The following is a 12,531-nucleotide window of genomic DNA, read 5'->3' as shown; positions in this document are numbered from 1 at the left end:
GCGCGTCGCCATCGGCCGCGCCATCGTGCGCGAACCGAAAGCCTTCCTGTTCGACGAGCCGCTTTCCAACCTCGATGCGGCGCTGCGCGGCACCATGCGGCTGGAAATCTCCGAGCTGCACAACACGTTGAAGACAACGATGATCTACGTCACCCACGACCAGGTGGAGGCCATGACCATGGCCGACAAGATCGTGGTGCTCAACCGCGGCAATATCGAGCAGGTCGGTTCGCCGATGGAGCTTTACCGCACCCCCGCCAACCTCTTCGTCGCCGGCTTCATCGGCTCACCGCGCATGAACCTCATCACCGGCGACTTTGCCCGCAGCAAGAACGCCACCACCGCCGGCGTGCGGCCGGAGCATCTGCTGCTGTCGAAGGAAAGCGGGCTGTGGCAGGGCAAGGTCACCGTTGCCGAACATCTCGGATCGGATACCTTCCTGCATCTCGAGGTGTCAGGCATCGGCCCGATCACCGCAAGGACCGATGGTGAGTTCGAATGCAAACATGGCGATACCGTGTTCATCACCCCGGACGAGACCAAGATACACAGGTTTGATGAGAAGGGTATCGCACTATGACGGGAAGACTGGAGGGCAAATCCGCGCTGATAACCGGCTCGGCACGCGGCATCGGCCGCGCCTTCGCTGAAGCCTATCTGCGCGAGGGTGCGACGGTTGCCATCGCCGATATCGATTTCGAGCGGGCGAGCAAGACCGCCCGCGAGATCGGCGAGAACGCCTATGCCGTCGAACTCGATGTGACCAAACAGCATTCCATCGATACCGCCATCCGCACCGTGGAAGGTCAGGCGGGCGGGCTCGATATCCTCATCAACAATGCCGCACTCTTTGACCTCGCACCGATTGTCGAGATCAAACGCGAGAGCTACGAGCGGCTGTTTTCGATTAACGTATCCGGCACGCTGTTCATGATGCAGGCCGCCGCAAAAACAATGATTGCTCGGGGAAAAGGCGGCAAGATCATCAACATGGCAAGCCAGGCGGGCCGGCGCGGTGAGGCCTTGGTGGCGGTTTATTGCGCCACCAAGGCCGCCGTCATCAGCCTCACGCAATCGGCCGGTCTCGACCTCATCAAACACGGCATCAACGTCAATGCGATTGCGCCCGGTGTGGTCGATGGCGAGCACTGGGACGGTGTGGATGCGCTGTTTGCGAAATATGAAAACCGCCCGGCCGGCGAAAAGAAGCGGCTGGTCGGCGAGGCGGTACCTTTCGGCCGTATGGGCCGTGCCGAAGACCTGACCGGCATGGCGGTCTTCCTTGCTTCTGATGAAGCCGAATACATCGTCGCCCAGACCTATAATGTCGATGGCGGCAACTGGATGAGCTGACCACCGGGGCTTCCCGGTGACCGGCACGAACAACGTTTCCCCTTTCGAGGATCGTGACATGACATGCAAACTCTCCCTCGCAACGCTTGACGAAGCCCAAAAAACGGCGGCGATTCCGACCTATTCCCGTGCTGATCTCTCCGCCGGCATCGTGCATTTCGGCGTTGGTAATTTCCATCGCGCCCATCAGGCGGTCTATCTGGATGATCTGTTCAATACGGGCACGGACCATGACTTCGCCATCATCGGTGCGGGCGTGCTGCCGTCCGATGCGGTGATGCGCGAAAAGCTTGCGGCGCAGGATTTCCTGACCACTGTCGTGGAACAGGACAATAACCGCACCGGTGCGCGCGTTACCGGGCCGATGATCGACATTCTGCAGGTCGGCGACACAAAGACGATTATCGATACCCTTGCCGATCCGAAGATCCGCATCGTCTCGATGACGATTACCGAGGGCGGTTATTTCATTGATGCTTCCGGTTCCTTCAACCCGCAGCATCCGGCGATTGCCGAAGACGGCAAGAACCCGGCTGCGCCAAAAACCGTGTTCGGCTTCATCGTCGCCGGGCTGAAGGCGCGGCGGGACAAGGGGTTGCAACCCTTTACCGTCATGTCCTGCGACAACATTCCGCATAATGGCAAGGTCACGAAAAATGCCGTGGTTGGGCTCGCGGCCTTGTCGGATCCGGCCTTCGCCAACTGGATCGGCGAAAATGTCGCTTTCCCCAATTCCATGGTTGACCGCATTACGCCTGCTACCGGCGAGCGTGAACGCACTATCGCCCGCGACGATTTCGGCATCGAGGATAACTGGCCGGTCTTTTGCGAAGAGTTCAAGCAATGGGTGATGGAGGATAATTTCCCCGCTGGTCGCCCGGCGCTGGAAAAGGCCGGCGTGCAGTTCGTTTCTGATGTTGCGCCCTATGAGCACATGAAAATCCGCATCCTCAATGGCGGCCATGCGGCAATTGCCTATCCGGCGGCACTGCTCGATATTCATTTTGTCCATGAGGCGATGGAGCATCCGCTGATCCGGGCGTTTCTGGCAAAGCTTGAAAATGAAGAGATCATTCCGGTCATTCCACCCGTTCCCGACACAAATCTTGCCGACTATTTCGGGCTGATCGAACGGCGTTTCCTCAATCCGAAAATCGGCGACACCATTCCGCGTCTGGCGCAGGACGGCTCCAATCGCCAGCCGAAATTCATTCTGCCATCCACCGCCGACCGGTTGGCGCGCGGCGAGGATATCGTCGGCCTTTCGCTGGTGTCTGCCCTGTGGTGCCGCTATTTCTACGGCACGTCCGACAGCGGCAAGCAAATCACCTTCAACGATGCAAGCGCCGAACGTTTGCAGGCGGCCGCCATCAGGGCCAAGGATGACCCTGCGGCTTTCCTCGTCTTCGACGATATTTTCGGGGAGGTTGCCGAATCGGAACTTTTCCGTAAACGCTTTGCCCATGCATTGAAGACGCTGTGGCAAGAAGGCACGGCGAAGACCTTGCAGCTTTATCTGGATGACAAGCTGGCTGAAAAGTGACGTGAAATGGAAGACCGGACCGGGCCTCTGCTGATTTTCGATTGCGACGGTGTTCTCGTCGACAGCGAGCCGGTCTCGGTCTCGGTGCTTCTCGACATGCTCTCCCATCTCGGTGTGACGATGGAAGAGGAAGAGGCTTATGAGCGTTTTCTCGGCCGCAGCGTCGCCAGCATGACGGCGACGCTGTTTGAGGATTACGGCGTCGAAACCGACATTGATTTTCTCGATCATATGCGGGCGACGCTGTTTGAACGCTTTCGCACCGAGCTGCGGCCGATCGACGGCATTGCGCAAACGCTGGACCGGCTTGTGCCCCTCAGACGCTGCGTGGCCTCTTCCAGCCAGCCGGAGCGCATTCGTTACTCGCTGGGGCTGACCGGCCTGATCGACCGCTTCGAGCCACATGTCTTTAGCGCCACGATGGTGAAGAATGGCAAGCCGGCACCCGATCTTTTCCTGCATGCGGCGCAGGCGATGGGCGCCGAGCCGCGTCACTGCATCGTGATTGAGGACAGCCCGGCCGGTATTGCCGCCGCAAAGGCTGCGGGCATGGGCGTTTTTGCCTTTACCGGCGGCTCGCATGCGCGCTTTCCCGCATTCCGCGAGAAGATCGCCGGGCTTGGTGCGGATGCCGTGTTTGACGCGATGCCGGATTTGGTCCAACTTGTCGGCAACTATGTGGGGAAGGGCGGTTTTGACGGCCAAGTGGAACGTGACGCAGGCTGAAGCGTATTTTGCCTGCCGTCGTCGGGTCGTTGCGCAAGGGATGGAATTACAGTCTTGATGCGTCAAAATCTCGTCGCTGTCGATGTCGGTACAGCCAGCGCGCGGGCTGGCATTTTCGATCCAACCGGCAGGCTTCTCGCCCGCTCCACCCACCCGATCCTGATGCAGCGGCCGCGTGAAAACCACGCCGAGCACGATTCCACCGATATATGGAATGCTGTCTGCATTGCCGTGAAAGCAGCCCTTGCCGATGCCGGCGTTCTGCCGCAAAGCATCGCCGCCATCGGTTTTGACGCCACCTGCTCGCTGGTCATTCGCGATGCGCGGGGAGAGCCGGTTTCAGTTTCGGTGACGGGTGAGGACAGGTTCGATACCATCGTCTGGCTCGACCACCGTGCGATCTCGGAGGCCGACCGGCTGACGGCCTCGGGCCATCGGGTGCTGGATTTTGCCGGCAACAGCGTGTCGCCGGAAATGCAGATGCCGAAGCTGATGTGGTTGAAGACGCATATGCCGGTAAGCTGGGGACGCATGTCCTTCGCCTTCGATCTGGCGGATTTTCTGACATGGAAAGCAACCGGTTCAACCAAGCGCTCAAATTGCACGCAGACGGCGAAGTGGAATTTTCTGGCGCAGGAAAATCCCGGCTGGCAGGCGGATTATCTGGAACTGGCGGGGCTTGCCGATCTGAAAGAGCGCGCCAGCCTTCCGGAAACCACGGTGATGCCAGGGGAGAGCATCGGCCCACTTTCGCCCGAGGCGGCGATGGAACTCGGTCTCGACACCGGCTGCCAGGTGGCGGCGGGCATGATCGATGCCTATGCCGGAGCGCTCGGTGCGCTGGGCGGTTGCCTTTCGGACGATGTCGGTCGGCACGTGGCGCTGATCGCCGGCACTTCCAGCTGCCTCGTTGCCATGTCCGAGCGGCAGATGCCCGGCCACAGCCTCTGGGGTCCCTATTGGCAGGCGATCCTTCCCGGTCACTGGCTGGTGGAGGGTGGGCAATCAGCCACCGGCGCGCTGCTTGATCATATCGTGCGCATGCATGCGGCGGGCGGTGAGCCGGATACGGCGCTGCATGCCCGCATCGTTGCCCGTGTCACTGAATTGCGCGCGCTTGAGGGAGAGGCCTTTGCCGAGCGGCTGCATGTGCTGCCGGATTTCCACGGCAACCGCTCGCCGCTTGCCGATCCGCATGCGGTTGGTGTCATCAGCGGGCTGACGCTGGATACGTCCTTCGACAGTCTTTGCCGCCTGTACTGGCGCACCGCCGTGGCGATTGCGCTCGGCGCGCGCCATGTACTCGATGCCATGGAGCGCTTCGGTTATTCGGTCGAAAGCCTGCACGTCACCGGCGGTCATGTGAAGAACCCGCTCTTGATGGAGCTTTACGCCGATGTGACGGGCAAGCGCATCGTGGTTCCCGCCACCGCCGATGCCGTGTTGCTCGGCACGGCGATGACGGCGGCCGCGGCCGGTGGGGTGCATGCGAGTATTGTGGCGGCTGGCGCGGCCATGTATCCGGGCAATGCGGAAATTTCCGGAAATCCGGCCCTCACTCCCCGTTATCAACGGGACTACCGCCGTTTTCTCGCCATGTATCGCCATCGCCAGGAACTGGAGAACCTCTGATTTTTGCCGGCAAATGGCGGGGCAAAATCAGGAGTGGACGGATACGGTTTGTTTGTTCTCCCCGGCGGGGAGAAGAAACAAGCGGCGCTCGCTCTAGGTCCCTGCTGCGAGCATACTGCCAATCAGATGCCCAGCGAACGCTTCAGCCCGGAGAGGTTTTTCATCCGCGTTTTGCGCGTTTCATCGGCCTCCGCCATCAGGCTGCAGAGGGTAAATTCCATCAGGGAGACGAGCTGCAGCAGACCTTGGCCGCCATTATGGGCTTGAGGTAGGGCCAGACAGATGTCAGCGCTTTCAGGACCCCATTCGTAAAACCGGGTGGTGATTAACAGCGTTCTGTAGCCGCCTTTGCGTGCGGTTGCCGACAGGTGCTGCAGGGGTGAAAGGCTGCCGCCGCAATCCATGATGACGAGAAGCGTCTGTGCCGGTTCGAAATCCCATAGGGCGACATAGGCGGCACTGTCGCTGCCGAGATAATGGACGTGGCCGCGACATTCCAGAAGTCGTCCGTGGAAGTGACGTGTGGCGCCAAGACCTTCCGGCGATGTCGCCAGAAAAACATCGGTTGCCGAGGTGATTTCGGTCATAGCCAGACGCCACATTGGCTGGGCGGTCATGTCGAATGCGGTCTGGATGGCCTGTATCTGCTGCGAGAGGAGTTGAGAAAACGGGTTGGACTGGCGCTCTCCGCTTTCGATCACCGTGGGCTGATCCGGGCCAGCCGTCTGTTCCGCATGGCGCAGATCGGCGCGGATGTCGCTGAACTGCCGATATCCGAGCGAACGCAAGAAACGTCCGACCGTCATCGGGCTGAGGCCGAGCTTGGCGGCCAGCGTCTGCGCCGTTTCGAAAGGTAGCTCGTCCAGATGCTCGATCAGATATTTGGCGATCTTGCGCTCGGAAGGTGTGCCGGCCTTCATGGCACGGGTAAGATTCAACAGCAGCTTTTCCACCAACGCCTCATTTTTTATCTTTATTGAACGATGATGCATCCGCGCGCTCGAAACGGGCGTGCGAACCACGATTTGACGGTGGGGGTAGCTTTCCCGGCCTTGCCCTCCACCGGACAGGAATGCGAAATATTATAGATAGATTATTATATTTTAGAGATACCTTTTATTCAAGGGAAATTCCATCTCCGGTTTAATTTCAGACGTTTGGCGGTTTTCACCCTGTCTTGCAGAGCACAGGCCCAGTTCTTATCTGTCGTCTGGTTAGAGAATTTCAACGCGAGAGGCCCCGGGGAGTTCCGAATGATTCTTGATGCAGCGAGGCTGGCATTCCAAAATCTGTTTGCGACCGAGACCCGGTCGGTGTTCTGGAAGGTTTTGGGGCTCACGCTTCTCGTGCTGGCGGCACTGTGGTTCGCCATCCGCTCCATCTTTATCTATTTCGCCCTGCCATGGGTGGATACGCTTATTCCCGGCATACCCGACTGGGCGGGGTGGCTGACCTTCGTTTTCGCCATTTTTGCCGGCATAGGACTGGCGCTGGCACTGGCATTGCTGATTTCGCCGGTCACCGCCGTCATTGCCGGGCTGTTTCTCGATGATGTCGCCGAAGTGGTGGAGAAAAAAACCTATCCAGATGATCCGCCGGGCAGGGCAATGCCCATTGGCGAGGCCGTGCTGTCGTCGATCAAGTTCTTCGGTGTCGTTATTGCCGGCAACCTCATTGCGCTTTTGCTGCTCCTGGTGCCGGGCGTCAACCTCATCGCGTTTTTCCTGGTGAACGGTTATCTGCTCGGCCGGGAATTCTTCGAATTTGCGGCAATGCGTTTTCGCTCGCCCGCCGAGGCACGGTTGTTCCGCTCCAAACACCGTACGACGGTGTTCATGGCCGGTCTGGTGATCGCCGCTTTCCTGGCCATCCCGTTCCTCAACCTTTTGACGCCGCTTTTTGCCGCCTCGATGATGGTCCATCTGCACAAGGCCGTCAGCCGGCGTGACCCCTCATTCGCTGCCGGCCGCACCGAACAGCTGCGCGGGTAGCTCCACCAGCGGGGCTGGAATGTCGAAGGTCTTTTCCGGCGACTTGCAGATATCGGCGATCACGCAGCGCTCGCATTCCGGCTTGCGCGCCTTGCAACAATAACGCCCGTGCAGGATCAGCCAGTGATGGGCATGGAACAGATATTGCTCGGGAATGATGCGGACGAGCCGGTCTTCCACTTCGTCCGGGGTTTTCCCCGGCGCAAGACAGAGCCGGTTGGCGATACGGAACACATGCGTGTCCACCGCAAGCGTGGGCACGCCGAAGGCCATCGACATCACCACATTGGCCGTCTTGCGGCCGACGCCGGGTAACATCACCAGCTCCTCGCGGGTCTTTGGCACTTCGCCGCCGAAGTTGTCGATCAGCATCTGCGACAAGGCGATGACGTTTTTCGCCTTGTTGCGGTAAAGGCCGATGGTCTTGATATGGTCAATCAGCTGCTCTTCGCCGAGCGCCAGCATCTTTTCCGGCCCGTCGGCCACCTTGAACAGTGCTCGTGTCGCCCGGTTCACGCCGACATCGGTCGCCTGCGCCGAAAGCGCCACCGCGACCAGGAGGGTGAAGGGATTGGTGTGTTCCAGCTCGCCTTTCGGCTCCGGCCGCTGAATGGAAAAACGCCGAAAGATCTCGGTCAGTTCGTCCTTCGAATAGGCCGTCTTCACCCGCGCTGGCTTACGCGCGGATGCCGGATTTGACTTTTTCAAGGTTTGGGTGCTGGATCGTTTTTTGGCGACTGTCATGGTCTATCTATAGCCAGCCCGCCCGAAGGAAAGCAACGTGGATACGCTTAACGACCAACCGATTTTCGCGGCGGAACTTGTTCCGCACCGTTCGCTTGGAAGAAGGGGATTCCGGCTGCTTCTTGCCCTGTCGGGGCTCGCCTGCCTGATCTATGGCGGCTTTTTCCTCGCCACCGGGGCATGGCCGGTCGGCCTGTTCTTCGGGCTGGATTTTCTGCTGCTCTACTTTGCTTTTCGCGCCAATTATCGCGCCGCAAAAGCACGGGAAGAGGTTCGCATCTCCCGCACCAGCCTGTCGATCCGCAAATTCTCTCCGGCCGGGCGCATGGTGGAACATCGCTTTAATCCCTTCTGGGCGCGCTTCAAGGTGCGGCGGCACGATGAGATCGGCATCGTTTCCATGCATGTGACGGGTGAGGGGCGGGCGACCGATGTCGGCTCGTTTCTCAATCCGGATGATCGGGAAAGTTTCGCCAAGGCATTCGGCGGCGCGCTCGCTACCGTGCGACGACGGACGTGACAGCGCGGCGCCTCTCATTCTCCGTTATGTCCGGGACAAGCACTGGGGTGGCGTTGCATAGGGGGGCGGGCGGGGAATCTACCCGCAAATGAAATCGGTGTTTCGCTCGCTCCGTGGTCGGCTCTTCAGCCTTTGCTGCCCGTAAGTTTCAAGCTGCCGTCGTCGTTGATGCTGACATCCAGTTCACCATAACCGCCAATGGAAAGATGCGCCGTTTCGATGGGATGGGAATGGGTGGCGTTGATGACCACCACTGTCGCGCCCATGCTTTCCCCGGCCTGAATACCAGCGGGCGCGTCTTCAAAGACAACACAGCGTTCCGGCGAGACGCCGAGCTTTTCCGCCGCCTTTTTATATCCTTCCGGGTCCGGCTTGCCGTTCACCACGTCTTCGGCGCAGATCATAATTGCGGGCGGTGTGAGGCCCGCCGCTGCCAGCCTGCGTTCGGCAAGCGCGCGAGCAGCCGAGGTGACGATGGCCCATTTGCCGGCCGGCAATTTTGCGAGAAACGCTGCCGCTTCGGGAATTTGAAGAATGCCGTCGACATCGTCCATTTCCTTCTGCAGCAGCATATCGGCCTCTGCCTGGACATCGAGACCCGGAACGGCCTCGCGGCGCACCACTTCCGAAGCGCGCATGCCGTGAATGCGCTGCAGGAAGGCGTTGGGCTCTATGCCATTATCCACGGCCCATTCGCGCCAGACCCGCTCCACCACAGCAATGGAATTGAGCAAAGTTCCATCCATGTCGAACAGGAAAGCGGCATAGTCTTGCGAAAATGTCTGGTTCTGCGGTGGGACTTTGCTGTGCATTTCATTCTTCCGTTGAAGGTGCCGGGCTTGCCCCCGTGTCTATAGCATCGGACGGCATAACGAAATCGCTTTTTCCCGCTTGAAGCCCATGACAGGCACTTGGCCGACGGCGGATAGTGTCCCGGAATCGGACGGTTCGCGTCTTACCGACTCGGGCAAGATGGGTTAGGGATGCTGGCGACGGATGCGGTCTCACGGAGCGTCAGGTTGCAGCAAGGCTCGACCGCTATCATGAGTTTTCGCAAGCGACGGAAATACGCAAAATCAAAAGCTAATGGATGTTTTTGAATGTTTTGCATGAGATTTTTCCTGACGAAAATTTCTTAACGAGACCGTCGCCTGGAGGGTGTCGTTAACCATTTGTTAACCATATTCGAGGTACCTAATTGTCAACGATTTGTTTACCAAGATGACCAAAGTGCTAACAGACCAGCGTTCGATCCGTATCAAAGGCCGCTCCTTCCTCGCGGTCGTCCTGTCCCCCGAATCTCCGGTCGATCAATGGCTGGAGCGGCTTGATGATCTCGCCGCCCGCTCGGCCGGCTTCTTCCTGTCGCGTCCGGTTGTTCTGGATGTGTCGGAACTGTCACTCGACAAGGCGGGACTGAAGTCGCTTCTCTCGGCGCTGACGGAGCGCAATGTCGGCATCATGGGCATTGAGGGCGTTCGCCCTTCGATGATCGAGCCGGGCATGCCGCCGTCGCTGAAGGGCGGGAAGCCCGCTTCCGATGTCGAGGTGGAGCCGGTTGCGGTTGCTGCCGAATTGCCGGAAGAAAAGCCGCGTGCTGCGGGCGAAATCCGTGCCGTGGTGCAGTCGCTGGTCATCAACGAGCCGGTTCGCTCCGGCCAGTCAATCATGTTTCCCGAAGGGGATGTGACCGTTATCGGTTCGGTCGCCTCGGGTGCGGAAATCATCGCCGGCGGTTCGGTGCATATCTACGGCGCCCTGCGTGGGCGTGCCATGGCCGGTTCGCTCGGCAACGTCTCGGCGCGCATCTTCTGCCGCAAGCTCGAGGCAGAGCTTCTGGCCATCGATGGCGTCTACAAGGTTGCCGAAGACATCGACGAAAAGCTGCGCGGCCAGCCGGTTCAGCTGTGGCTGGAAAACGATACGATCAGGGCCGAAAAACTTGGCTGATAAAACAGAGAAACAACTATTGGAACAGGAGAGCCATATGGGGAAGGTAGTCGTTGTTACTTCCGGCAAGGGCGGGGTTGGCAAGACCACCTCGACTGCAGCGCTTGGCGCCGCGCTGGCGCAGAACAAGCAGAAGGTCGTGGTCGTCGATTTTGATGTCGGCCTGCGTAACCTCGATCTCGTCATGGGTGCTGAACGCCGGGTGGTTTACGATCTCGTCAACGTCATTCAGGGCGATGCCAAGCTGACGCAGGCGCTGATCCGCGACAAGCGCCTCGAGACGCTGTTCCTGCTGCCTGCCTCGCAGACCCGCGACAAGGACAATCTGACGCCGGAAGGTGTCGAATGGGTCATCAACGAGTTGAAGAAACATTTCGACTGGGTGATCTGCGACAGCCCGGCCGGCATCGAACGCGGCGCAACGCTGGCCATGCGCCATGCGGATGTGGCCGTCGTCGTCACCAACCCGGAAGTCTCCTCGGTACGCGACAGCGACCGCATCATCGGCCTCCTGGATTCCAAGACGCTGAAGGCTGAACGCGGCGAGCGCATGGAAAAGCATCTGCTGCTGACGCGTTACGATTCCGCCCGCGCCGAACGCGGCGACATGCTGAAGGTGGATGACGTTTTGGAAATCCTCTCCATTCCGCTGCTCGGCATCATTCCGGAAAGCACGGATGTGCTGCGCGCCTCCAACGTTGGCGCTCCGGTAACGCTGGCGGATGCCCGCTGCGCCCCGGCCATGGCCTATTTCGACGCCGCTCGCCGCCTCTCCGGCGAGGACATTCCGGTCGTCATCCCCGGCGAGAAGCGTGGCATCTTCTCCAAGATCTTTGCAAGGAGGGCTGCATGAGCATCTTCAGTCTCTTCCGTAAACAGAAGTCGGCACCGCTTGCGCGTGAACGGCTGCAGGTGCTGCTGGCCCACGAGCGGGCATCGTCGGGAACCGATCTCGTCGCTGTCCTGCGGGAAGAAATTCTCGCCGTGATTGCCAAGCATGTGCAGATCGACAGCGATAGGGTGCATGTGAAGATGGATCGTGACGAGCATGTCTCCATCTTGGAGATTGATGTCGAGATACCGTTGAGTGCGGACCTGCGCGCTGCATAAGATATTTTGCGAAAGACGCCGCCCTTCAACGGGCGGCGTTTTCATTTGTCTGCCGTCGTATCAACGGGCCTTCGGAATACCTCGGCCAGATCGCCGGGCATTGGGCGCTTCAGGTTGATGCCGTTCGGCGGGATTGGCGCATTGAACCACTTTTCATAGATTTTTTCGATTTCTCCACTCTTGTAGATTTGCCCCAACGCTTCATTGACAGCATCCCGGAAACCGGTATCCCCGTGGCGGAGCATCAGGCCATAGGGCTGCGGCGGGGCGAGATATTCGTTCGATATGGAATAGTCGTCGGGCTTGCCTGTCTCGGCGACGAAGGACCGCAGAAGAATATCGTCCATGACAAAGGCAGAGGCACGGTTTTCCGTCACCATCTCGAAACCGCCTGCGGTGCTGTCATTCTGCAGAACGGCGATATTCAGCCCCAGCTTGCGGTTCAGCACATTCAACTGGCTGATATTGATGGTTCCGGTCGTCACCACCACGGTGCGGCCAGCGAGATCGGCAACCGTGTTCAAACGGCTGGATTTCAGCGCCACATAACGCGTGCCGGTGATGAAATGGCTGTAGGAAAACCACACCGCCTTGCGTCTTTCCTCCGTATTGGTACTTGCCACGCACTCAATGTCGATCGTGCCGTCATTGAGAAGCGTAATGCGGTTGCTGGGGGTGCGTTTGACGAAGTCGATCTTCAGGTCCGGCAAGCCCAGTTTCGTCTTGATGGAATCCGCCACCCTCAGGCAAAGCTCGATGCTGTAGCCGATCGGTTCTGCACCGGTGCCGAGATAGGAAAAGGGAATATTGTGATCGGCATAACCCAGCCGGATGGTGCCGGTCCTCGCAATGGTTTCGAGGGTCGGCGGCTGGCTATCTTCACTTGCCGCCTGGGTGGATAAAAGACTTAAAATTCCGAATGCAAGCCCCAATGTCGATCTCTGCATCGCGCATCTCCAGCT

General features: G+C 59.3%; 14 protein-coding genes. 10 read left to right on the top strand and 4 right to left on the bottom strand.

Features of this window, described 5'->3' with window-relative positions; all coding sequences use genetic code 11:
* The 5 genes from M0412_RS25690 to M0412_RS25670 form a co-directional block, all read left to right on the top strand.
* A partial coding sequence (locus M0412_RS25690; RefSeq protein WP_371338342.1) for an ABC transporter ATP-binding protein occupies positions 1 to 580 on the top strand: 580 nt, incomplete at its 5' end.
* Positions 577 to 1,353 carry an L-iditol 2-dehydrogenase gene (locus M0412_RS25685; RefSeq protein ID WP_135399306.1) on the top strand — a complete coding sequence of 259 codons (777 nt, stop codon included), beginning with the start codon at positions 577 to 579 and terminating at the stop codon, positions 1,351 to 1,353. The genes M0412_RS25690 and M0412_RS25685, both read left to right, overlap by 4 nt.
* Before the next feature lie 58 nt (positions 1,354 to 1,411).
* A complete protein-coding gene (locus tag M0412_RS25680) occupies positions 1,412 to 2,896 on the top strand; it encodes a mannitol dehydrogenase family protein (protein ID WP_269699843.1) in 1,485 nt (494 codons plus the stop codon).
* Positions 2,897 to 2,902: 6 nt separating this feature from the next.
* On the top strand, positions 2,903 to 3,622 hold the full coding sequence (locus tag M0412_RS25675) for an HAD family hydrolase (RefSeq protein WP_269699844.1): 720 nt from the start codon (positions 2,903 to 2,905) through the stop codon (positions 3,620 to 3,622).
* A gap of 57 nt (positions 3,623 to 3,679) precedes the next feature.
* A complete protein-coding gene (locus tag M0412_RS25670; RefSeq protein ID WP_269700059.1) occupies positions 3,680 to 5,254 on the top strand; it encodes an FGGY-family carbohydrate kinase in 1,575 nt (524 codons plus the stop codon).
* Between the two features lie 122 nt (positions 5,255 to 5,376).
* On the opposite strand, the gene M0412_RS25665 is transcribed toward M0412_RS25670, so the two are convergent.
* The gene (locus M0412_RS25665; RefSeq protein ID WP_269699845.1) at positions 5,377 to 6,210 is read right to left on the bottom strand and encodes a MurR/RpiR family transcriptional regulator; all 834 of its coding nucleotides are present in this window, start codon (positions 6,208 to 6,210) and stop codon (positions 5,377 to 5,379) included.
* A 297-nt stretch (positions 6,211 to 6,507) separates the two neighbouring features.
* Between M0412_RS25665 and M0412_RS25660 the strand changes: the two genes are divergently transcribed.
* A complete protein-coding gene (locus tag M0412_RS25660) occupies positions 6,508 to 7,245 on the top strand; it encodes a sulfate transporter family protein (RefSeq protein ID WP_269699846.1) in 738 nt (245 codons plus the stop codon).
* Here M0412_RS25660 and nth read toward each other — a convergent pair.
* Positions 7,207 to 7,989 (bottom strand): endonuclease III, encoded by a 783-nt coding sequence (gene nth / locus M0412_RS25655; RefSeq protein ID WP_269699847.1) that lies wholly within the window; start codon positions 7,987 to 7,989, stop codon positions 7,207 to 7,209. The two genes, M0412_RS25660 and nth, sit on opposite strands and share 39 nt — an antisense overlap.
* Before the next feature lie 37 nt (positions 7,990 to 8,026).
* On the opposite strand from nth, the gene M0412_RS25650 reads away from it, so the two are divergent.
* Positions 8,027 to 8,509 carry a DUF2244 domain-containing protein gene (locus M0412_RS25650; RefSeq protein WP_142841791.1) on the top strand — a complete coding sequence of 161 codons (483 nt, stop codon included), beginning with the start codon at positions 8,027 to 8,029 and terminating at the stop codon, positions 8,507 to 8,509.
* A 125-nt stretch (positions 8,510 to 8,634) separates the two neighbouring features.
* Here the strand turns inward: M0412_RS25650 and M0412_RS25645 are convergent, their stop codons facing one another.
* Positions 8,635 to 9,321, bottom strand: a complete 687-nt coding sequence (locus M0412_RS25645; RefSeq protein WP_142841792.1) for an HAD family hydrolase — start codon at positions 9,319 to 9,321, stop codon at positions 8,635 to 8,637.
* A 409-nt stretch (positions 9,322 to 9,730) separates the two neighbouring features.
* On the opposite strand from M0412_RS25645, the gene minC reads away from it, so the two are divergent.
* Genes minC through minE form a run of 3 tightly spaced genes read left to right on the top strand, consistent with a single transcriptional unit; the run spans position 9,731 to position 11,569 of the window.
* Complete coding sequence (gene minC, locus M0412_RS25640) at positions 9,731 to 10,459, top strand: septum site-determining protein MinC (RefSeq protein ID WP_161991362.1); 729 nt, start codon at positions 9,731 to 9,733, stop codon at positions 10,457 to 10,459.
* Between the two features lie 37 nt (positions 10,460 to 10,496).
* Positions 10,497 to 11,312 (top strand): septum site-determining protein MinD, encoded by an 816-nt coding sequence (gene minD, locus M0412_RS25635; RefSeq protein WP_046802075.1) that lies wholly within the window; start codon positions 10,497 to 10,499, stop codon positions 11,310 to 11,312.
* Positions 11,309 to 11,569 carry a cell division topological specificity factor MinE gene (minE, locus tag M0412_RS25630; protein WP_046802074.1) on the top strand — a complete coding sequence of 87 codons (261 nt, stop codon included), beginning with the start codon at positions 11,309 to 11,311 and terminating at the stop codon, positions 11,567 to 11,569. Before minD ends, minE begins: the two co-directional genes overlap by 4 nt.
* Positions 11,570 to 11,610: 41 nt before the next feature.
* On the opposite strand, the gene M0412_RS25625 is transcribed toward minE, so the two are convergent.
* Positions 11,611 to 12,516 (bottom strand): amino acid ABC transporter substrate-binding protein, encoded by a 906-nt coding sequence (locus M0412_RS25625; RefSeq protein WP_269699848.1) that lies wholly within the window; start codon positions 12,514 to 12,516, stop codon positions 11,611 to 11,613.
* Positions 12,517 to 12,531 lie beyond the last annotated feature (15 nt).

The sequence above is a fragment of the Agrobacterium sp. O3.4 genome, from assembly GCF_041414895.1.
Classification (GTDB): domain Bacteria; phylum Pseudomonadota; class Alphaproteobacteria; order Rhizobiales; family Rhizobiaceae; genus Agrobacterium; species Agrobacterium cucumeris.
The sequence above is the reverse complement of the archived record's forward strand: the minus strand, read 5'-3'. Positions and strand labels throughout refer to the sequence as shown.